General features: G+C 63.4%; 20 protein-coding genes. 12 read left to right on the top strand and 8 right to left on the bottom strand.

Annotation, left to right across the window (positions count from 1 at the left end; genetic code table 11):
* The first annotated feature begins 39 nt into the window (after positions 1 to 39).
* The 3 genes from QZ964_RS08675 to QZ964_RS08665 are packed head-to-tail and all read left to right on the top strand — an operon-like array spanning position 40 to position 1,549.
* Positions 40 to 804, top strand: coding sequence for a heme ABC transporter permease (locus QZ964_RS08675; protein ID WP_292531022.1), 765 nt, complete (start codon positions 40 to 42; stop codon positions 802 to 804).
* Positions 801 to 959, top strand: a complete 159-nt coding sequence (gene ccmD / locus QZ964_RS08670; protein WP_292531012.1) for a heme exporter protein CcmD — start codon at positions 801 to 803, stop codon at positions 957 to 959. The genes QZ964_RS08675 and ccmD overlap by 4 nt, the downstream gene beginning before the upstream one ends.
* Complete coding sequence (locus QZ964_RS08665; protein ID WP_292531010.1) at positions 956 to 1,549, top strand: DsbE family thiol:disulfide interchange protein; 594 nt, start codon at positions 956 to 958, stop codon at positions 1,547 to 1,549. Before ccmD ends, QZ964_RS08665 begins: the two co-directional genes overlap by 4 nt.
* Before the next feature lie 9 nt (positions 1,550 to 1,558).
* On the opposite strand, the gene QZ964_RS08660 is transcribed toward QZ964_RS08665, so the two are convergent.
* Together QZ964_RS08660 and QZ964_RS08655 are read right to left on the bottom strand one after the other, a co-directional pair.
* Entirely contained in the window at positions 1,559 to 2,299 is a 741-nt protein-coding gene (locus tag QZ964_RS08660; RefSeq protein ID WP_292531009.1) for a sulfite exporter TauE/SafE family protein, read from the bottom strand.
* Positions 2,300 to 2,324: 25 nt separating this feature from the next.
* Positions 2,325 to 2,951: a TetR/AcrR family transcriptional regulator gene (locus QZ964_RS08655; protein WP_292531008.1), complete on the bottom strand. Its 627-nt coding sequence runs from the start codon at positions 2,949 to 2,951 to the stop codon at positions 2,325 to 2,327.
* 194 nt (positions 2,952 to 3,145) lie between these two features.
* Here QZ964_RS08655 and QZ964_RS08650 point away from each other — a divergent pair, with 194 nt between their 5' ends.
* From QZ964_RS08650 to QZ964_RS08635, 4 genes are all read left to right on the top strand, one after another.
* The gene (locus QZ964_RS08650; RefSeq protein WP_292531007.1) at positions 3,146 to 6,604 is read left to right on the top strand and encodes an acyl-[ACP]--phospholipid O-acyltransferase; all 3,459 of its coding nucleotides are present in this window, start codon (positions 3,146 to 3,148) and stop codon (positions 6,602 to 6,604) included.
* Between the two features lie 207 nt (positions 6,605 to 6,811).
* On the top strand, positions 6,812 to 8,533 hold the full coding sequence (locus QZ964_RS08645; protein ID WP_292531006.1) for an OFA family MFS transporter: 1,722 nt from the start codon (positions 6,812 to 6,814) through the stop codon (positions 8,531 to 8,533).
* 403 nt (positions 8,534 to 8,936) lie between these two features.
* Complete coding sequence (locus QZ964_RS08640; protein ID WP_292531005.1) at positions 8,937 to 9,335, top strand: hypothetical protein; 399 nt, start codon at positions 8,937 to 8,939, stop codon at positions 9,333 to 9,335.
* Positions 9,336 to 9,502: 167 nt separating this feature from the next.
* Positions 9,503 to 9,952: a hypothetical protein gene (locus QZ964_RS08635; RefSeq protein WP_292531004.1), complete on the top strand. Its 450-nt coding sequence runs from the start codon at positions 9,503 to 9,505 to the stop codon at positions 9,950 to 9,952.
* Positions 9,953 to 10,034: 82 nt separating this feature from the next.
* Here the strand turns inward: QZ964_RS08635 and QZ964_RS08630 are convergent, their stop codons facing one another.
* Entirely contained in the window at positions 10,035 to 10,700 is a 666-nt protein-coding gene (locus QZ964_RS08630) for an O-methyltransferase (RefSeq protein WP_292531003.1), read from the bottom strand.
* A 204-nt stretch (positions 10,701 to 10,904) separates the two neighbouring features.
* On the opposite strand from QZ964_RS08630, the gene QZ964_RS08625 reads away from it, so the two are divergent.
* Positions 10,905 to 11,276, top strand: a complete 372-nt coding sequence (locus QZ964_RS08625) for a hypothetical protein (RefSeq protein ID WP_292531002.1) — start codon at positions 10,905 to 10,907, stop codon at positions 11,274 to 11,276.
* Positions 11,277 to 11,439: 163 nt separating this feature from the next.
* On the opposite strand, the gene QZ964_RS08620 is transcribed toward QZ964_RS08625, so the two are convergent.
* A complete protein-coding gene (locus tag QZ964_RS08620) occupies positions 11,440 to 13,284 on the bottom strand; it encodes a M3 family oligoendopeptidase (protein WP_292531001.1) in 1,845 nt (614 codons plus the stop codon).
* A gap of 169 nt (positions 13,285 to 13,453) precedes the next feature.
* Between QZ964_RS08620 and QZ964_RS08615 the strand changes: the two genes are divergently transcribed.
* On the top strand, positions 13,454 to 14,236 hold the full coding sequence (locus tag QZ964_RS08615) for a hypothetical protein (protein WP_292530999.1): 783 nt from the start codon (positions 13,454 to 13,456) through the stop codon (positions 14,234 to 14,236).
* A gap of 12 nt (positions 14,237 to 14,248) precedes the next feature.
* Here QZ964_RS08615 and QZ964_RS08610 read toward each other — a convergent pair whose 3' ends face one another.
* Positions 14,249 to 15,466, bottom strand: a complete 1,218-nt coding sequence (locus QZ964_RS08610; RefSeq protein ID WP_292531021.1) for a lytic murein transglycosylase — start codon at positions 15,464 to 15,466, stop codon at positions 14,249 to 14,251.
* A gap of 137 nt (positions 15,467 to 15,603) precedes the next feature.
* Between QZ964_RS08610 and irrA the strand changes: the two genes are divergently transcribed.
* Positions 15,604 to 16,086, top strand: coding sequence for an iron response transcriptional regulator IrrA (irrA, locus tag QZ964_RS08605; protein ID WP_292530998.1), 483 nt, complete (start codon positions 15,604 to 15,606; stop codon positions 16,084 to 16,086).
* Positions 16,083 to 16,442: a hypothetical protein gene (locus tag QZ964_RS08600; protein WP_292530996.1), complete on the top strand. Its 360-nt coding sequence runs from the start codon at positions 16,083 to 16,085 to the stop codon at positions 16,440 to 16,442. The genes irrA and QZ964_RS08600 overlap by 4 nt, the downstream gene beginning before the upstream one ends.
* Positions 16,443 to 16,455: 13 nt before the next feature.
* Here QZ964_RS08600 and QZ964_RS08595 read toward each other — a convergent pair whose 3' ends face one another.
* On the bottom strand, positions 16,456 to 17,001 hold the full coding sequence (locus QZ964_RS08595; protein WP_292530994.1) for a peroxiredoxin: 546 nt from the start codon (positions 16,999 to 17,001) through the stop codon (positions 16,456 to 16,458).
* Positions 17,002 to 17,152: 151 nt separating this feature from the next.
* Between QZ964_RS08595 and QZ964_RS08590 the strand changes: the two genes are divergently transcribed.
* On the top strand, positions 17,153 to 19,033 hold the full coding sequence (locus QZ964_RS08590; protein ID WP_292530992.1) for an alpha/beta fold hydrolase: 1,881 nt from the start codon (positions 17,153 to 17,155) through the stop codon (positions 19,031 to 19,033).
* Positions 19,034 to 19,197: 164 nt separating this feature from the next.
* On the opposite strand, the gene lpdA is transcribed toward QZ964_RS08590, so the two are convergent.
* Both lpdA and rplT read right to left on the bottom strand, forming a co-directional pair.
* Entirely contained in the window at positions 19,198 to 20,637 is a 1,440-nt protein-coding gene (gene lpdA / locus QZ964_RS08585) for a dihydrolipoyl dehydrogenase (RefSeq protein WP_292530991.1), read from the bottom strand.
* A gap of 186 nt (positions 20,638 to 20,823) precedes the next feature.
* Complete coding sequence (rplT, locus tag QZ964_RS08580; protein ID WP_292530989.1) at positions 20,824 to 21,189, bottom strand: 50S ribosomal protein L20; 366 nt, start codon at positions 21,187 to 21,189, stop codon at positions 20,824 to 20,826.
* Between the last annotated feature and the right edge of the window lie 5 nt (positions 21,190 to 21,194).

The following is a 21,194-nucleotide window of genomic DNA, read 5'->3' as shown; positions in this document are numbered from 1 at the left end:
CGGCGGGGCTTAGGCAGTCGGCGGGAGTCTTCGCCGTCGATGAGCTTTCTGTCCACTTACGCTAATCCAGCGCGCTTTCTGCGGTTTGCGGAACGCGCGCTGCCGTGGCTTTCAGGCGCCACGCTGCTTCTGCTCGCGATCGGGCTCTATGGCGCCTTCGCCGCGCCGCCAGATTATCAGCAGGGCGAAACCGTTCGGATCATGTACATCCATGTGCCGTCCGCCTGGCTCTCGATCTTCGCTTATGTCGTGATGACCTCGGCGTCGCTCGGCGTTCTGGTTTGGCGCCATCCGCTGGCCGATGCGGCCCAGAAAACGGCGGCGACTCTCGGAGCCGCCTTCACTTTCATCTGCCTTGTCACCGGATCGCTGTGGGGCAAGCCGATGTGGGGAACGTTCTGGGTGTGGGACGCGCGTCTCACCTCAATGCTCGTTCTCTTTCTTCTCTATCTCGGTCTCATCGCCGTCAGGCAGACGATGGACGACACGCCGCGCGGCGCGCGCATCGCCGCGATCATGACGATCGTCGGCGCGATCGACATTCCGATCATCAAATATTCGGTCGACTGGTGGAACACGCTGCACCAGCCGGCGTCTGTGTTTCGCATCGACGGGCCGGCGATCTCTGGCTCCATGCTCTGGCCGCTGATCGTCATGGCGCTCGCCGCGACGCTGCTGTTTTTGACGCTGCATGTGATGGCGATCCGCAATGAAATCCTGCGACGCCGGCTGGCGCGCCTTTCGATGCTGGCCGTGCGCGCAGGTGAGAGCGCCGGCGAGGAAAGCATGGAGGCGGCAGAGTGAGCGACCACTGGTTGTATATCGCCGCGGCCTATGGGGCAGCCGCCGTCACGCTGGGCGTAGTGACCCTGCGCATTGTCCTCGATTATCGCCGCTTGCGCGCGGCGCTGGCGCGTTTCGGCGCCGCCGGCGCGCGCGACCAGGGAGACGGCGCGTGAGCGACGCGGTCGCGACGCGGTCGGCGCTGCGCTTTCTGCCGCTGGCGCTGTTCGCGGTGCTGGCGCTCGTCTTCCTTGTGCGGCTCTTTGCCGGCGACGCGTCGCGCATCCCTTCCGCGCTGATCGGCAAGCCGGCGCCTGCCTTCGATCTGCCGGCGCTTGACGGACTTGCGGGCGTCCCGGGTCTTTCAACCGAAGATCTACGCAAGGGCCACGTCAGCCTGGTCAATGTGTTCGCAAGCTGGTGCGGACCCTGCCGGCAGGAACATCCGGTGTTGATGTCGCTCGCCGGCAACGAAGCGCTCAAGGCGAAAGGCGTCGAGCTCTACGGCCTTTCCTATAAGGATGAAACGGCGAACGCCTTAAACTTCCTCGAAGGCGGCGGCAATCCTTTCGCGCGAGTCGGCGTCGATCCCGCCGGCCGCACCGCGATCGACTTCGGCGTCTATGGCGTGCCGGAGACCTTCGTGATCAAGGGCGACGGCGTCATCGCCTATAAGTTCGTCGGCCCGCTGACGCCTTCCGCCGTCGCGACGACGCTCATCCCAGAGATCGAAAAGGCGATGGCGGCCGACGGCGCGACGCGCTGAACGAGCGAGTCAAGGCGCTCTGAGAAAGAGTCCGACGGTCAGCGCCGCGCCGATCACGATGATGAACATGCGCAGCAGCTTTTCGTCGATATGAGGGATCAGGCGAGCGCCGGCGATCCCGCCGATCGTCGCGCCGGCGCTCGTCACCAGCGCCTGCGGCCAGTGCAGATCCGGCGACAACAGGAAAATGGCGACGGCCGAGGCGTTCATGACGCCCGCCAGAACATTTTTCGTCGCGCTGGCGATGCGCACGCCCTGTCCGGCCATGGTCAGCGCGGCGACCATCAGAAAGCCGATGCCGCCGCCGAAATAGCCGCCGTAGATCGAGATAAGGAACTGCGCTAGCGCCGCGCCCGGCGCGCTGAGATGCGTAGGCGTTTCGCCGGGCTTTCGGAAGAAACTGCCCCAGGCGAACACCACGGTCGCAAACAGCACGAGCCATGGCACGAGCTGCGCGAAGAGCCCGCGCGGCGTCGCCAGCAGCACCGCGGCGCCGATGGCGCCGCCAAGGATGCTGATCGCGAACAGCATGCGCAGCGACAGCCCGTTGGCGCCCGTCGCCAGTTTGCGTCCGGTCCAGCCGGTGGCGACCTGAGCCGGAAACAGCGCGACGCAAGACGTGACATTGGCGGCGAGCGCGTCCATTCCGGTTAGCATCAGCGTGGGAAGCGTGAGGAACGAACCGCCGCCGGCAAGCGCATTCTGCGCGCCCGCCCAGGTCGCCACCGCAAACAGCAGAATGAAAGCCATGCGCGCCTATGTCAGGTCGCGCGGTTCAAATCAAGCGGGCCGACTCCATCATCAGCCCGTCCGCAAGAATGCGCACGAGCTTCTCCAGCTGCTCGTCGAGGAGCTTGGGCGGAGTCTCGGCGATCTTCTCCTCAAGCCCGAGCGCGATTACGCCATGCACGGCGGAGAATAGCGTTCGCGCAAAGGCCGCGCGGGCGACGTGGCCGGTTCCGGGCAACAGCTGCGAGAGCGGCGCGTCCAGCCGATTGAACAGGCGGTTGCGCGCCTCAACATACCACTGCGGCGGCGCGACGCCTTGCGGCAGGCGATGTTCGAAGAGCGTGCGCCAGCTCGGCTCCTCCGCTCTCGCGAAGTTCAGATAGGTTCGCGCCATGGTCTGCAGCGCCTGCTCGGCCTCCGCGTCTCCCAACGCTCGATCGAGCGCGATCTCCAGCCGCGCCAACGTGCGGGCGTTGACGCGCAGGATCAGTTCGTCGAGGTCGTCGAAGGCGGTGTAGATGGCGCCGAGCGCACAGCCGGCCGCTACGGCGAGGTCGCGCGCCTTAAGCCCCGCAAGGCCCTGTGCGGCAATCGTTTCCTGCGCCGCTTCGATCAGCCGTTCACGCAATTGGGTTCGGCGGTCGGTTCCCGCCTCGGTCAGTTTTTCGTTCAATGGGCCGCCTCCCAACCCGAATCTGAACATAGTTCATTTTTCGATTGACGGCAGAGCAAAAGCGCTGCAATCTCCCTTATGAACGTAGTTCATGGCGAAAAGCTGACCTTCAACGCGCATTGCAACGCGCCGGATTTGACCGATCCTTAAGGGTCATCGGCGAAAGTCACGGCGCCTCTCCCGGATGTTCGGACATGACGCATTCGCTCCTTGCTTCGCGGCGTTTCTCGCCGTTGTTCTGGCGTCAGTTCTTTGCGGCCTTCAACGACAATTTCCTCAAGAACGCGCTCGTGCTCTTGATCCTGGCGCACATGGCCGAGAGCGGCGCGTCGCTCGTCACGCTCGCCGGCGCCGCCTTCATCGCCCCCTCCTTTCTTTTCTCGGCGATCGGCGGAGAATTCGCCGACAAATATGACAAGGCGCGCGTGGTGCGCTGGCTGAGCCTCGCCGACGTCGCCGTCGCCGCCTTGTCGGCGGGGGGCTTTCTCTTCGCCAATCTCCTGACGCTTTTTGGTGCGCTCATTCTCTTCGGCGTAACCGGCGCGCTGTTTGGGCCCATCAAATACGGCATCCTGCCCGATCATCTGACGCGGGAGGAGCTTCCGGCAGGCAATGCGCTCGTCGAGAGCGCGACCTTCTTCGCGATTCTGAGCGGCACGATCGCCGGCGGGGCGGCGCTCCACGCGGGCGACGGCGCGATTCTCGCTGCAGGCGTGATCGGCGTCGCGATCCTCGCTCTTGGCGCGGCGTGGCTCATTCCGCCGACCGGACGCGCCGATCCGGATTTGGCGATCGACGCCAACGTATTTCGCTCGACGTTCAAATTGCTGCGGCATCTGCACGCTCAACCGGCGTTGCGGCGCCTCGCGATCGTCACGAGCCTGTTCTGGCTTTTCGGCTCGATCGCCATGGCGTTGGCGCCCTCTCTGATCACGCAGACGCTGCACGGCGCAGAGATCGTCGTCAGCGTGCATCTCGCGCTGTTCGCCGTCGGCATCGCCGCGGGTTCAGGGCTCGCCGCCTTCCTGCTCAAGGGCAAAATCGTGCTGCTGCCGTCCGCCGTCGGCGCCGCGCTCATCGCTTTCGGGTCCGCCGATCTCGGCGTCGCCTTGCTTCTCTCGCCGCCGCCCGACGCGGCCGTGGCGCTGGCGCCGGAGGCCTATTTTGCGCAGCCGCTCGCCTGGCGCACGGCGATCGATTTTTTGATTCTCGCGGTCGCGGGCGGTCTGATGATCGTGCCGTCCTTCGCCGCCATTCAGGTCCAAAGCGCGCCGCAGGAACGCGCCCGCACCGTCGCCGCGGTCAATGTGCAGAACGCCGCCTTCATGGCGCTCGGCGGCGTCGGCGTGGCGGTGCTGCAGAGCCTCAGCGTCTCTTTCGCGGCGCTTTTGATTGGTCAGGCGATCGTCGCGCTCGCCGCTTCGGTCTGGATCGTCAAGAGGGTTGTCGCTTCGCCGATGCAGGACCTGCTCTCGATCTACTTCCGCACCTTCTACCGTCTCGACGTGAAGGGGCTGGAGAATTTCGACAAGTCGGGTCCCAATCCGATTGTCGCGCTCAATCATGTGAGCTTCCTCGACGCTGCGGCGATACTCGCGGTCATGCCGAAGGCGCCGGTCTTCGCCATCGACCGCGAGATTTCGCAGAAATGGTGGGTCAAACCGTTTCTGAAATTTGCACGGGCCATTCCGCTCGATCCGGCGAATCCGTTTGGCGCGCGCGCGCTGATCAATGCGGTCAAGGACGGCAATCCGCTCGTCATCTTTCCGGAAGGCAGGCTGACGGTCACCGGCAGCCTGATGAAAGTCTACGACGGCGCGGGGCTGATTGCGGAAAAATCCGGCGCGATGATCGTCCCCGTGCGCATCGACGGCGCCGAAGCGACGATGTTCTCCCGGCTGACTCGCGAACAGGCGCGCCGCCGCAGGTTTCCAAAATTCACGCTCACCGCGCTCGAACCCGTCCGCCTCGCCGTCGACGACGGGCTGAAAGGCAAAGCGCGGCGCATTGCGGCGGGCGCAGCGCTCTATCAGATCATGTCGGATCTCGCCTTCCGCACCACCGATGTCGACCGCACGCTTTTCGAAGCCGTCGTCGAAGCGGCGCGCGCGCACGGGCTGTCGCGCGTCGCGCTAGAAGACCCGGTCGCCGGCAAGCTCAGCTATCGCAGGCTCCTGATCGGAACGCGCGCGCTCGCCGGCAAGATCGCGAACATCGGCAAACCGGGCGACGCGATCGGTGTCATGCTGCCGAACGCCAATGGCGCGGGAATCGCTTTTCTCGCGGTCATTTCCGCCGGCCGAACGCCGGCGATGATCAACTTTACCGCCGGCGCCGCGAATATTCTTTCGGGCTGCGAGGCGGCGCAGGCGAAGACGATTCTGACGTCCCGCGGCTTCATCGAGAAAGCCAAGCTCGAAAAGCTCGTCGACGCGCTCGAAGAGAAGGTCGCGATCGTCTATCTCGAAGACATCCGCAGGCGCATCTCGTTTGCCGACAAGCTCGACGCCTTTCGGCGGTTCCGCAAACCTGTTGTCACGCGCAAGGCCGACGACGTAGCGACGATCCTCTTCACCTCGGGTTCGGAAGGCGCGCCGAAAGGCGTGGCGCTGTCGCATAAGAACATGCTCGCCAATGCCGCGCAGGCGGCGGCGCGCATCGATTTCGGACGCACCGACAAGGTCTTCAACGTGCTGCCGATATTCCATTCCTTCGGTCTGACGGTCGGCTTTACGCTGCCGGTCATTTCCGGCGTTCCGATCTATCTCTATCCCTCGCCTTTGCACTACCGCATCGTGCCGGAGCTGGTTTACGGCTCGAACGCCACGATCCTGTTCGGCACGGACACGTTTCTCGCCGGTTACGCCCGCGCGGCGCACGCGTATGATTTTCGGTCGATCCGTTATGTCGTCGCCGGAGCCGAGCCGGTGAAGCAATCGACCCGCGATATGTGGATGGACAAGTTCGGCATTCGCATTCTTGAAGGTTACGGCGTGACGGAAGCCGCGCCGGTGCTCGCGCTCAACACCCCGATGTTCAACAAATCCGGCACGGTCGGTCGGCTGATGCCGGGCGTCGAACATAAGCTCGAACCCGTTTCTGGCGTCGAGCATGGCGGGCGGCTGCTAGTGCGCGGACCGAACGTCATGATGGGCTATCTCAAGATCGAGAAGCCCGGCGTGGCGCAGCCGCCGGAGAACGGATGGCACGACACCGGCGACATCGTCACGATCGATGCGCAGGGCTATGTCACCATCAAGGGACGGGCGAAGCGTTTCGCCAAGATCGGCGGCGAGATGGTCTCGCTTGCGGCGATCGAACTGCTGGCGGCGGAACTTTGGCCCGACGCCATCTCGGCGGCGGCGACCGAGATCGATCCGCGCAAGGGCGAGAGAATCATTCTGGTCACGCAGCGACAGGACGCGACGCGCGCGGATTTTCAAAACTACGCCAAATCGAAAGGCGCGTCCGATCTGATGATCCCAGCAGAAATCATGATCGTCGAGCACGTGCCGCTCTTGGGCTCCGGCAAGGTCGATTTCGCCGCCGTGACCAAGATGGTGCGCGAGCGCGGGCGCTATATTCTGTCCAATCCGCGGCTGCCCAACGGCCTACACGGACGTATCGACGGGAACGCCGCGATATCGGCTTGAACCGAGGCTGCGCGGCCGCTCTGCGGGCTCCTCTGCAGGCTTCGCCCGCCCTAAGCGAGCGTTCGGGTTCGACGCAAAGCCCCAGCGGCAGGACGCCGATCCGACGCACTTCAAGTTACAAGCATGAGGACGCTTCGGGAGTCCGGGCTTGTGCCAGGCGCCGGGCATGCGCGATAACCGATCGACAATAGCAAGCCCGGAAGTTTAATGACCGCCGACGCCATCGCCCGTCCCGACTTTTTCAGCCGGGAGCGAACCGTCGCACTGCCGACGTTCAATCGCTGGCTTGTCCCGCCGGCGGCGCTCGCCATCCATCTCTGCATCGGCATGGCCTACGGCTTTTCCGTCTTCTGGCTGCCGCTCTCGCGCGCCATCGGCGGCGCGCAGCCGAAAGAATGTCCGGAAGCGCTCGGGTTTTTCGCGACGCTCGTCGCGACCGGATGTGACTGGAAGATCAGCTGGCTGGGGTGGACGTTCACGCTCTTCTTCGTCTTCCTCGGCTCGTCGGCGGCGGTTTTCGGCCATTGGCTGGAGACGGCGGGACCCCGCAAGGCTGGCCTCGCCGCGGCCTGCTGCTGGTGCGGCGGCCTGCTGATCTCGGCGGCTGGCGTCTATCTCCATCAAATCTGGATGTTGTGGATCGGCTCCGGCGTGATCGGCGGCATCGGTCTCGGGCTCGGCTACATCTCGCCGGTCTCGACGCTCATCAAATGGTTTCCCGACCGGCGCGGCCTGGCGACCGGTCTCGCCATCATGGGCTTTGGCGGCGGCGCGATGATCGGCGCGCCGCTCGCCGACCGGCTGATGGGCTTCTATGCGACGCCAGGTTCGCCCGGCGTCTGGCAAAGCTTCGTCACGCTGGCGGCGATCTATTTCGCGTTCATGGTCGCCGGGGCGCTCGCCTACCGCGTGCCGGCCGAAGGTTGGGCGCCCGAAGGCTTCACGCCGCCGGCCACGGCCAAGAACGCCTTGGTGACGCATCGTCATGTGCATCTCGACGTCGCATGGAAGACGCCGCAGTTTTGGCTGCTCTGGGGCGTTCTTTGTCTCAATGTTTCGGCAGGCATCGGCGTCCTGGGCATGGCCTCGCCGATGCTGCAGGAAGTCTTCGGCGGCAAGCTCATCGGCTTGGACGTCGGCTTTGATCAGCTCGACGCCGAGCAGAAAAAGCAGATCGCGGCGATCGCAGCCGGCTTCACCGGCCTCCTGAGCCTCTGCAACATCGGCGGGCGCATTGGCTGGGCCTCGGCCTCGGATACATTCGGCCGCAAGGCCACCTATGCGATCTTCTTCGTCCTCGGCCTCGCGCTTTATTCGACGGAGCCATTCGCGGCGAAGGGCGGGATGGTCGGCCTCTTCGTTCTGCTGTTCGCGGTCATCATCACCATGTATGGCGGCGGCTTCGCGACGATCCCGGCCTATCTCGCCGACATTTTCGGCACGCATCATGTCGGCGCCATCCACGGCCGGCTTCTGACCGCTTGGTCGACGGCGGGCGTGCTGGGGCCGGTGCTCGTCAATTACATTCGCGAATATCAGCTTGCGCACGGCGTGGCGCGCGCGGACGCCTATAACCAGACGATGTATGTGCTCGCCGGCCTGCTGCTCTTGGGTCTCATCTGCAATCTGCTCGTGCGGCCATGCGCCGAGAAATACTACATGAGCGACGAAGAGGTCGCGGCGAAAAAACACATCACGGTCGCTGAAGTCATCAGAGAAGACGACGAAATCCACGCCGACTTCGAGGATTTTGTCGAAGAAGGGTTGGAGCCGGCTGCGGCCGACGCCGATCCGACGATAGTCACGCGCGCGCCGCCTGCCCCGAACGGCGGCGCGTTTCTGCTGGTTCTCGCCTGGACCGCCGTCGGCACGCCGCTAGCGTGGGGCGTCTGGATGACGCTCCTTAAGACCGCCGCCCTGTTTCGCTGATCACAGCGCGCGAGTTTCCCGGGCGCCACTTTCTTTTCAGGGTTCCGGCGACCGACATGCGGGGAATCGGGTGAAAGCACTTAGGCTGCGACGAGGCTGGGGAGGAGTGGTTGTCCGGTGAGCCGGTCATCCGATTGAGGCGCTGGGGAGTTATAGAGCGGATAAATGACCTTGCCCGCGCGGATACGGCATGTCATTGAAATCTAATAGAAAAACACTGGCCTCTGCCGAGGCCACGCAGGCGGCGTCGATCCCTTCCGTCGAAATCTCCCCTCTCTGAGAGAGAGCAGTTCGACAGCTCAAGCGCGTCAACTGCTTGTCACCAACTTCTTCACCCGATCGCCCTGCCCCGATATCCGCCGCCATTGACCTCAACAGAATCAGTGAATAGCTTTGACCGGCGATGAGCACGCGCAGCGAAGTCAAAACATGGCAGTACGGATCGACGGCAGTCACTCTGCTCGTCGCCTATCTGCTTGTTTTGCAAGGCTTTGCAATCGGCGTCTCGTCCAGCGGGCGCGCTTCGGGCCTTTTCGCCAACGCGATCTGCTTCAACAAGTCGTCCGGACCGCTATCCGGCGATCCCGCGACTCCGGCGCGTCCGGCGCGGCAAGGCGGCGACGTCTGCTGCGTCGCGCATTGTGCGCCGCTTGGCGGAGCGACGGCGGCGTCGGCCTTCGTGGGCGAGGCGCATCCGCCGGCGTCCTATTCGACGATCAAGCTCGCCTTTGACGCGACGTCCATATCCAGCGAGGCGTCGACTCCGCCTCTCGGATCCCGCGCGCCCCCAATCCTGACCTGACGCTTACCGCTAATTGCGGCTCACGCCCGTTCGCCAGCAAGCCGGCGGCGGGGAGTCAGAACAGCGTATCCGTCGTTGTCAGCGTGCGTCGTCTAGCACGCACGCGCCGCTCAGTTCTCAAACGGGCGGCTGTGATCAGCCATCGGACCGCGCAGCGATTTGGGATCATGGAACAGAAAACACACCTAGCGGCGCGCCTCGTGAAGACGAGAAGTCGCGCCGCCTCGGCAGAACGCCGCTGCTCTCAGAGCGGCAAGCTCACCGCAGCAAGCGACGGCGACATTCGCGTCGCGCCCGAGGCTATCGCCGACCCGCCGACGCGCGGACGGGTGGAGGTCGTCGAGACCTATTTCGACCACGACGGGCGCCCGATGAAGCGCAAGAGCCTGGGCGCCGCCCGGGTGGCGCGCTTTTATGACGCTAAGGGCAATCAGGTCGAAGAGGCCTATTTCAACGCCGAAGGGAAACCAACGGTCCGCAAGGACCTTGGCGCGGCGCGGATCTCATGGCGCTATGACGACTGCGGCAATCAGGTCGAAGCGGCCCTGTTCGGCGCCGATGGCGCTCCTTTGCCGAGCAAACGGCGCGGCGCGAAAAGGGCGTTCGACAGCGTCTAACAGAGCGCGGCCAGGCTATTGAAGCCGGTCGCGTTGTCCGCCTATGGGCGAACCCGCCCATAAGCCAATGCGATCGAACGCCTTATTTGACGCGCGCGATCAGAAAGCCGTCCCACCCCTTGGCGCCGACGGTCTGCACCGCCGTCGCCTCGACCCGCTTCTCCGCCGCGACGGCCTCAAACAGCGCGCGCGCCCCGAGCGCGCCGCCATCGGTTTTCGCAGGGTCGGCGACCGCGCCCTCTCGCACGACATTGTCGACGACGATCAGCGCGCCGGGCCGAGACAGCTTCAGCGCATAAGCGAAATAGGCGGCGTTGTTGGGCTTATCGGCGTCGATGAAAGCGAGATCGAAGGATCCGGCCCGCTCCGCTTCGAGCTGCGGCAACAGATCAAGCGCCGCGCCGATGCGCAAATCGACGCGCGCGCTCACGCCTTCGTGGGCAATATTAGCGCGCGCGATTTCGGCGTGCCGCGGATCGACTTCGAAGGTGACAACCTTTCCCCCGTCGCCCACCGCACGCGCCAGCCAGATCGTCGAATACCCGCCAAGCGTTCCGATTTCGAGAATGCGTTTTGCGCCGATGGCGCAGGCGAGCAGGTGCAGCAATTTGCCCTGCGGCGGCGAAACGTCGATCGCCGGAAGATTTTCGCGGGCATTGGCTGCGAGCGTCGCCTCCTGCGCTTCTTCTTTGGAAATCAGCGCCGAAGCGATGTAATCGTCAACGCGACGCCAGTTTTCTTCGACCATTTCACGTCCTTTGACGCCGGGAGCTTGAGGTTCGTCAAGGCGAAATTAATTGACATCCCGCAGCATATCACGTGATGTGCCGCCGTCGTTCGTGCGCCAAAGCGCCCGGACGCAAGAAAAGGCTTGATAGCCGCATTTCACAAGCCCCAGTTGGCGCTGCGGCTGATTTGCCGCTCATCACAACACTCTATGGGAGCACAACGAATGATCAAGCTTGCTTTGACGACGGCCCTTGCCGCCGTCGCCTTTAGCGCGTCGGCCTATGCGGGGCAGTGGAATGTGACCGAAGCCAACAAGGCCGGCATCAAGCGCGCGCAGGGCACCTGGACTGTCGCGGCGGAAGGCGACAAGGTTTCCGGCAAGGGCGAATTGCAGCTCGATAACGGCACCGTGCTGGCTTACAAGATTGAAGGCGAACTCGCGGGCGGCGTTTACACGCTCAAGCTCGTTGATCGCACCGACTCCAAGAAGAACTGCGTGTGGACCGGCAAGCCCGTCGAGGGCGCCGTCCGCGTCTACTCGGGCGAGGCCGCCTGCGACGGCGAAAAGTTCACGATCCGGGCCGGCCAGCAATAAGCGCCTTCCTGCAATAACTTCTTCCAGCACGAGATCGCGCTGCATTTGGGCGCAGTCGCCCAAATGCAGACAACGTGATCGATCTCAAAGGTTTTGAGCGCGCTCAAAACGCCGGCTTTACGCCGGCGTTTTTGTTTGGCGTCGGCCTGGCCGCGTCCGCCGATTAAGCGGCGTCCTCCATCGCTTCCAATTCGCCGATCAGGCCTTCGATCATTTTGAGACCGATGTTCCAGAACGCCGGGTCGCGCGCATCAAGTCCGAAGGGCTTGAGCAATTCGCCGTAGGGCTTGGCGCCGCCGGCTTCGAGCAGAGCGAAATAACGCTCGGCGAATCCTTCGTGCGCATTCTGATAGACGCCGTAGAGCGAATTCACCAGACAATCGCCGAACGCATAGGCGTAGACGTAGAACGGCGAATGAATGAAATGCGGAATATAGGCCCAGAAGGTCTCATAACCGGGGCCCAGGCGGATCGAAGGGCCGAGACTTTCGCCTTGCACGCTCATCCATAATTCGCAGATGCGGTCGGCCGTCAGCTCGCCCTCGCGCCGCTCTTGATGCACCTTTCGCTCGAAAGCATAGAACGCCATCTGCCGCACGACGGTGTTGAGCATGTCCTCAACTTTCGACGCGAGCATCGCGCGCTTTTGCGCCTTGTCCGGCGCCTGGGCGATGAGGGCGCGGAAGGTAAGCATTTCGCCAAAGACCGAGGCGGTTTCAGCGAGCGTCAGCGGCGTCGGCGCCATCAAGGCTCCCTGTCGCGCCGCAAGCACCTGATGCACGCCATGGCCGAGTTCATGCGCGAGCGTCATCACGTCGCGCGTCTTTCCCTGAAAATTCAGCAGCACATAGGGATGCGCGGAAGGGACCGTCGGATGCGAGAAGGCGCCCGGCGCCTTGCCGGGACGCACTGGCGCGTCGATCCAGTTTTTCTCAAAGAAGCGCCCGGCGATCTCCGCCATGCGCGGCGCAAAGCCGCTGTAGGCCTCAAGCACGATTTCGCGCGCCTCCGGCCAGGAATAGCGCTTGGCGGGCGTCGCCGGCAGCGGCGCGCTGCGATCCCAATAGTCGAGCGCATCCTGGCCGAACCATTTCGCCTTGAGCTTGTAATAGCGATGCGACAGGCGCGGATGCGCAGCCTCCACCGCTTGCGCGAGCGCTTCGACGACCTCTCGTTCGACGCGATTGGAGAGATGGCGCGAGTCGGCTACGTCCTCAAAGCCGCGCCAGCGATCAGAAATCTCCTTGTCCTTCGCCAGGGTGTTGGTGATGAGAGAGAAGGTGCGCAGATTGTTCTTCAGCGTTTGGCCGATCGCTTCGGCCGCTTCGCGCCGAGTCTCTTTGCGCAAGTCCTGCATGAGATTGAGCGTCGGCTCGATCGCGAGTTGCTCGCCGCCAACCTTGAATCGCAAGGAGGCGATTGTTTCATCGAAGAGACGGTTCCAGGCGGCCGCGCCTGAAATGTATTTTTCGTGGAAAAGCTCTTCGAGCCGATCTTCAAGTTCGTAAGGCTTTTCCTTGCTGATATCTTCCAGCCATGGTTTCCAGCGCGACAGCGGCTCCTTGCTCGCCGCCGCCATCAATGTGGCGTCGTCCAGCCGATTGAGCTCGAGCTGAAAGAAGAGAAGCTGCGCCGAAGCGTTGGTCACTTTTTCCTGCACGTCGCCGTAAAATTTGGCGCGTACAGGATCGGTCGTATCGCCGCTATAGAGAAGGCCGGCGAAGGACATCAGCCGACCGAGCAGGTCCTGCAGCGCTTCGTAACGCTGGACCGCCGCGCCAAGCTCGGCGCTGGCGTTTGCGCCCTGCGCAAGCGACTGGACCTGGCCGCGATAATCCTTGGCGAATTGCGCAACCTCCTGCGCGGCCTTGGCGAGATCAGCCGCGACCTGCGGCGAATCGATCGCCGGATAAAGATCGGCGAGATTCCATTCCGGCAGGGGCTCCGCCGCTTGCGCCGGCGCGGCGGCTTCGGCATTCGAGCGAGGCGTCAAAAGGGCGCTGAACATGGCGGGACACCACAGGGATGGGCGCCTCCTGGCAGTGGAGGCGCGAGGACTGGAACCGGCTTAAATATGGCAGAAGGCCGATCCGGATCAACCTGCCGCGAGGGTCGGCGCCGGCGCGCGTTGCGGCTATAACAATGCGGGGACGAGAGATTCAGCTTGGGTGCGCGCAATGGCGGGAGAGCCCGATTTTCTCAATTCGGTCACGTCGCGTTACGCCATGGCGCGCGGCGTTTTCACGCGAATCTCCGCCTTCCTCAACAGGGCGACCTTCAAGATCAAGCGCGGCGCGCCGGACGAGACCATCGAGGAGATCGCAAGGCGGTTCAAAACCGACGACTATGACCGTCTGGTGCTGAAGGAACGCGCCGGCGCCAAGGCTGGCGCGGCTTTCATCGACGAGAAGACGCAAGATATCAACCGCGCGAGCTTTCATCGCTCGGCTTTCGTGCTTAACGCGTTCACGCAGCTGTTTTTCGTCGACCTCGCCGCGCAACTGTCCTTCTCGTTTATCCAGCTCAAATTCGCTTTCGCGCTCGCCAATGTCGTTCTCGCGCTGCTCGCGCATGCCTCGGTGCGCCAGAGCTACCGCGCGCTGCTCGCGGGACCGAATGCGCTGCCGCCGAAACGGCGGTTCTGGGGCGCGTTTCCAAATCCTGCGTATAACCGCGCGGTGAAGAAGAACTCGCGCAGCTATGCGCAAAGCGCGTGGGAAGAGAAATCGCTGTTTCGGCCGGCCTATTTTATCAACGCCGCGGTCATCTTTCTTGGCGCCCAATTCATCATTCCGCCGGATCGCCTGATCTTTCCCTTCAGCTTCATCATCGGAAAAATATCCGGGCTGTTCACGACGCTCGTCATGGCGTTCGACGTCTGGCGTGGGATTCGCGCCGGCGACGCGGCGCGGACCGCGCGCGAACGGGAAGTTTCGGTCTACCGCGATCTCGACATCTGAACCGGAGCGTCTTTAGCGGCCGCGCAGCCGCGCCAGAACTTCTTTCGTCGCAAAGCCGTCGGCGGGATGCATGCCTTCGCTCAATTGAAAGGCGTGGATGGCGTTGCGGCTCGCGCGGCCGAGCTTGCCGTCGAACACGCCGCGATAGAAGCCGCGCTCGGTCAAGAGTTGCTGCATCGCCTTGACGTCGGCCGTCGACAGCGGCGCGACCTTCGGCCAGGGCGCGATCGGAATGTTGCGCCCGGCGATGCGATCGGCGAGCAGCGCAACCGACATCGCATAGGCGTCGGATGTGTTGTATTGGCGGATGACTTCGAAATTGTCGGTGATGAGAAACGCGGGGCCGTTTGCGCCGGCGGGCAGATAAAGGCTGGCGGCGCCGCTTGCCGGCAGCGCGCCGCCATCGGCGCGCGTGACGCCGAGCTGGCGCCAGCGGGCGAAGTCGAGATCGAACGCCGCATAGTCGAAACCGTCCGGCAGTCGAACTTCGATGACCGCCGGCAGTCCCGCAACCCAGCCGGATTTCGCCAGAAAATTGGCGATGGACGCCACCGAGTCGGCGCGCGAGCGCCAGATGTCGGCCGCACCGCCGCCTTCGTCGCGTTCAGCATATTTCAGATAGGCGGAAGGCATGAATTGCGGCTGTCCCATCGCGCCGGCCCAGGAGCCGCGCAATTGCGCGCGCGTCGCATAGCCTTTCTCGAGCATCGCCAGCGCCGCGACGAATTCCTCGATGAAAGTTTCCGCGCGATGGCCCTGCCAAGCGAGCGTCGCCAAGACCCGCAGCGCGTCGGCGCCGCCTGCCGCCGTTCCGAAATTGCTTTCGACGCCAAGAATAGCGACGACGATCTCGCTTGGAACGCCGTGGCGGGCCTGGGCTCGACCCAACGGACCCGCGAACTCCGCGGCGACGGCGCGGCCGCGCGCGACGCGGCCATTCGTCACAGCGCCGGCGAGATAGGCAGGAATCGAGACGATGAATTCGGCCTGCGCGCGCGGCTTCGTCGAGACCGACGGGTCAGGCGTAAGTCCGGCGATCGCCGCATCGAAGGTCTCGCGCGAGACGCCGGCGGCCTGCGCCGACGGCCACAGGCCCTGCAAAAACGCCTCGAACGTGTCGGCTTTGGCGCGGCCGCCGGCAAGCCGGAAAGCGGCCAGCGCAAGAAGCGACGCGCCGAGCATTCGGCGCCGATCGATATCTGCATAGAGTATTGGCTCAAGGCGCCGCATCATTAGCCAGTCCTTTGCTGCTTCTTTGGAAATATTACACCTTCCGCCATTTCGTTTGACAGGGGGCAGGCGCTGCCTTCTACTGAAAAAAGCTATTGCAGGAATAGGGAGCGAGTGATGCTCGCCTGTCGCGACGAATGACTCATCAACCTTCGACTACGAGTTTCGCCCGTTCGATCAAACTGCGCGATCAATCCCCCGAGAGCGCGACCAAGATCTCGGAAATTAAGGCGCGGCTGCGCGGCGCGGGTCTGCGTCCAACCGTTCAGCGGCTCGCCCTCAGCCGGCTGCTGTTCGGCAACGGCGACCGGCATGTCAGCGCCGAAGCATTGCACGCCGAGGCGCGCGAGGCCGGTCTGACCATGTCGCTCTCGACGGTCTACAACACGCTCAACCAATTCGCCGGAGCGGGATTGTTGCGCGAGATCGCGGTTCAGGGACCGCGCACCTACTTCCATACGCGCACCTCGCCGCATCATCACTTCATGGATGAGGCGACGGGCCGCATGTTCGACGCCGCCGACGGTTCGGTCGAATTTGCGCGCCTGCCGGCGCCGCCGGAAGGGATGGAAGTCGTTGGCTGCGACGTGATCATCCGCATTCGTCCCAAGAGGGGGTGAGCGGCGCCCCGCCGCAAGACCGGCGATGGCGGCTGCTGCGCGTCGCATGGCTCGCCTATGCGATAGCGACTGTCGCCCTCTCGATCGCCGTTCTGGCGATCTACGTCACTGCTTACGATGATTACGATCTGTCGGAACGCCTGCGCGCCGCCGGGCGATTCTCGCGCCAGGCGATGGGCGCGCTCTCCTTTCCGCTCGGGACGCCCGTCGGATGGCTCCTCGAGCCTTCGCTCGAAAAGAGCTTCGGCTGCGGCGACGCGAACGAGCCCTGCGCGGTGTTTGTCGACTGGAACACGCATTTCGCCGCGTTGCTGGCGCAAATCGTCTTGTTGCGCTGGCTGATCGGACGACGGTGATTAAGCTCACCGCTTACTTGCCTTGCGCTTCGCGCCACTGTTTCACGACGGCGAGCGCATTCTGAATGTGCTTCGTCGCGCCGGAATCCTCGACGACAGACAGAATCTTTCCCTCGGGAGAGATGACATATGAGATGCGGTTGGCGAACATCGCGCCCACGACCGGAACATTGAAAGCCGCGTCATAGGCCTTGATCACATTGAAGTCGGGATCGGCGCCGACCGGGAATTTGTCACGGCACTCTTTCGATGAGAAGTCGCGCTGGGTGGCGATCTTGTCGCCCGACACGCCAATGACGCTCGCGCCCATGGCGGCGAACTGCTCTATGGCTTCGGCGAATTCATGCGCCTCGATGGTGCACACGCTCGTGAACGACTTTGGATAGAAATAGAGCACGACCGGCCCCTTCGCGAGCGCCTGTTGCAGCGAGAAGGAGAATTCCTTGCCGCCCTGCGCCGCCTGAAGGGTGAAGCTCGGCGCGGCGTCGCCGGGCTTGAGAGCGGCGAGCGCGGCGCTGGACACGATCGTAAATGCGGCGGCGACGGCGATGGCTCTCACGACGGGTCTCCTCAAGTCGACATTCCTTCACAAGGACATGGTAGCGCTCGCCGCCCGGCCAAGGCCGAAGAGATAATCTATGATGTTGCAGCGCAACATCTTCCTAAATAAGATCAAAATCCAGTCGAGAACCTCGACTTCAAGGAAGTTGATGACGAACAACCCCAACGCCGCGCAAACGCATGCGCGCGAAGAGCAAGCAATCTCCAGCCTCGGCCCCTCCAGCCCTGCCCACAGCTTTCCGCACCTCGCGTCGAAAGCCTTCGTCGATGCGTGGCCCAGCGCCTTTCTGGCGGCGGAACGCGCCACCGACGGAGCGTCCTACGGCTACGCGGCGCTCGGCGACGTCGTCGACCGATCGCTTCATGCAAGCGTCGCGCATCTGACCGGGGGCCTTTCGCCAGCGGCCATGGCGGGCGCCTATTGGGACTGGGCGGTGCATCTCGCCTCATCGCCAGGAAAGCAAATGCAGCTTGCCGAAAAGGCGGCGCGCAAGAGCTGGCGGTTCGCCAGTTACGCCTGGCGCTGCGCGTTGCAGCCGAACGCGGCGCCCTGCATTGAGCCGCTGCCGCAGGACAAGAGATTCTCCGGAGAAGCGTGGCGGCGCTGGCCCTATGCCCCGCTCTACCAGAGTTTTCTGCTCAATCAGCAATGGTGGCACAACGCCACGACGGGCATCGGCGGCGTCACCAAGCAGCATGAAAACGTCGTCGAATTCGCCTCGCGACAGGCGCTCGACATGTTCTCGCCGTCGAATTTCCTGCTGACCAATCCCGAGGCGTTGCAGCGAACCTTCGAGACTGGCGGCGTCAACCTGCTCTACGGCTTGCAGAATTTTCTCGAAGACATGGAGCGGCGGGCCGGCGGCAAGCGGCCGGTCGGCGCCGAAGCCTTCGTGCCAGGGAAGAACGTCGCGATCACGCCTGGGAAGGTGATTTACCGAAACCGGCTGATCGAACTCATCCACTATGCGCCGACGACGGAGACGGTGCGGCTCGAGCCCGTGCTCATCACGCCCGCATGGATCATGAAATATTACATCCTCGATCTGTCGCCGCATAATTCGCTCGTGCGGTATTTGATCGGGCAAGGCTTTACGGTGTTCATGATCTCCTGGCGCAATCCGGGCGCCGAAGATCGCGATCTCGACATGGAGGCCTATCGCAGGCTCGGCGTGATGGCCGCGCTCGACGTGATCTCGCAACTCATGCCGAATCGAAAGGTTCATGCAGCCGGCTATTGCCTGGGCGGGACGTTGCTCGCGATCGCCGCCGCCGCAATGGCGCGGGACAATGACGAGCGCCTCAAGAGCTTGACCTTGCTCGCGGCGCAAACCGATTTCACCGAGGCGGGAGAACTGACGCTTTTCGTCAACGAGAGCCAACTCGACTTTCTCGAAGATTTGATGTGGGAGCACGGCTATCTCGATTCAAAGGAGATGGCTGGCGCGTTCCAACTTCTGCGGTCCACTGATCTCGTCTGGTCTTATGCGCTCAACTCCTATCTGATGGGCGAACGCAAGCCGATGACCGATATGATGGCCTGGAACGCCGACGCGACGCGCATGCCCTACAACATGCACGCCGAATATCTGCGGCGGCTCTTCCTCAACAACGATCTCGCTGAGGGCCGGCTGCGCGTAAACAGCGGCGCCATCGCGCTCAGCGACATTCGCGCCCCAATTTTCGCCGTCGGCACGGAGCGCGATCATGTCGCGCCCTGGCGCTCGGTATACAAGATTCATCTGCTCGCGGACTCCCAAATCACCTTCCTGTTGACGAGCGGCGGGCATAACGCCGGCATCGTCTCGGAGCCCGAGAAGAAGCGCGGCGATTACCGCTTCACAAGCCGAGTGGACGGCGAGCATTACGCCGACCCCGAGGACTGGGTGAAGATCGCGACCGTTAAGGAAGGGTCATGGTGGCCCGAATGGGTCGCCTGGCTCACCGCCCGTTCCGGCGCGCCGGTCGCGCCGCCTGTCATCGGCGAGGCGCTCTGCGACGCGCCGGGAACCTATGTGCTGCAGAGCTGACGGGCTGAGATAACGCTTACACGCATTCCGTCCTAACGGGTCATCCCCGACGCGCGCGAGCGCGATCTGGGATCCAGAGCAACATCTAGGACATTTGTTATGAGTCTGAATTCCCGATCGCGCGCGAAGCGCGCGTCGGAATGACATCCATGCTGGCGTGAATCTCAAACGTGGATCGCGCGGCCGTAAGCCGCGAGCACGCTCTCATGCATCGTTTCCGACAGCGTCGGATGCGGAAAAATCGTGCGCATCAGCTCTTCTTCCGTCGTCTCGAGATTCATCGCGATGACGAAGCCTTGGATCAATTCCGTGGCTTCCACCCCGAAGATATGCGCGCCGAGCAACCGTCCGCTCTTGGCGTCAAAGATCGTCTTTACAAGCCCTTCAAGTTCGCCGAGAGCGATCGCCTTGCCATTGGCGAGATAGGGAAACAGGCCGATCTTCACGTCGATCCCCTGCTCTTTCGCCTTGGCTTCGGTCAGACCCACTGAGGCGACCTGCGGGTGGCAATAGGTGCAGCCCGGCACGCGCGATCTATCGAGCGCATGGGCGTCCAGTCCGGCGATCGCATCGACGCAAGAGACGCCTTCATGCTCGGCCTTATGCGCGAGCATCGGACCGCCGGCGACATCGCCAATCGCGTAAACGCCTTCAACATTGGTGCGTCCCAAGCCATCGATCTTGATGGCGCCGCGCTCCAGCGCGACGCCGAGCGCCTCCAGCCCGAGATTTTCGACATTGGCGACGACGCCGATCGCCGACAGAGCGCGCTCGACTTCAAGCGTCTGCGCCTCGCCGTCTGCGGGTTTCAACGTGACGACGAGGCTGTCGGCTTTCTTCTCGACGCCCGTCAAAGTCGTCGCGACGCGAATGTCGATCCCTTGCTTCTTGAATGAACGATTCGCCAATGCCGCGATCTCTTCGTCTTCGCTTGGAAGTATATGCGGCAGCGCTTCGACGAGAATGACTTCAACGCCGAACGTCCGATAGAAGGAGGCGAATTCGACGCCGATGGCGCCGGCGCCGACGATGAGCAGCGACTTCGGAAAGCGCTCAGGCTTCATCGCCTCGAAATAGGTCCAGACGAGTCGGCCATCGGGCTCAAGGCCGGGCAGCACGCGCGGACGGGCGCCGGTCGCGACGATGATGTGTTTCGCCTGATAGACGCCTTCGCCGAGCGTCGTTCTGGGGCTCGGCAATTGCGGCGGCATTGGCGATTTGGTCGGCGCGCCGACTTGGACCTCGCCCTTTCCGGCGATCGTCGCCTCGCCCCAAATCACGTCGATCTTGTTCTTCTTGAGTAGGAAGGCGACGCCGCCGTTAAGCCGCGTGGCCGCTTCGCGCGAATGCGAGACAATGCGCGCCACGTCGGCGCTCAAGGCGCCTGGCGAAACGCCGAATCGCTCGCCCTCTCTGGCCAAACGATAGACTTCAGCCGAACGCAGCAGCGCCTTCGTCGGGATGCAGCCCCAGTTCAGGCATATGCCGCCAAGATGCTCGCGCTCGACGACCGCGGTCCTTAAGCCCAATTGCGCGGCGCGGATCGCGGCGACATAGCCGCCGGGCCCGCCGCCAATGACGATGAGATCATATGTGTCGGTCATGCTCCGCCCTAGGTCGTCGCGAGATTATAGAGCAACCTGGCGCGGAGGCGAGACGACGCCATGGGCAGGCAAGCAAGCCGCCGAAGCGCAGAACGCCTCGGTGCGAACGGAATTTCAAACGCTCCAAAACCAAAAACCTCCCGGAGCCAAGCTGCGGGAGGCTTTAATTTGTTCGCGATCTCAGTCTTACGCCGCCTGCGGCAGCGCCGATTTCGCCTGCGTCACGATGGCCGCGAAGGCTTCTGGCTGATGGATGGCGAGTTCCGACAAGACCTTGCGGTCGACCTCGATCCCCGCCTTGGCGAGACCGTCGATGAAGCGCGAATAGGTCAGTCCGTGCTCGCGCACGGCGGCGTTGAGCCGCTGAATCCACAGCGCGCGGAACACGCGCTTTTTGGCCTTACGATCGCGCGTGGCATATTGCATCGAGCGATCGACCGCGGCCTTGGCGGCGCGGATCGTGTTCTTGCGGCGGCCGTAGAAACCTTTGGCGGCCTTGAGGGTCTTCTTGTGTTTGGCGTGCGATGTGACGCCGCGCTTGACGCGAGCCATGACGA

The sequence above is a fragment of the Methylocystis sp. genome (genome assembly GCF_021731785.1).
GTDB lineage: Bacteria > Pseudomonadota > Alphaproteobacteria > Rhizobiales > Beijerinckiaceae > Methylocystis.
The sequence above is the reverse complement of the archived record's forward strand: the minus strand, read 5'-3'. Positions and strand labels throughout refer to the sequence as shown.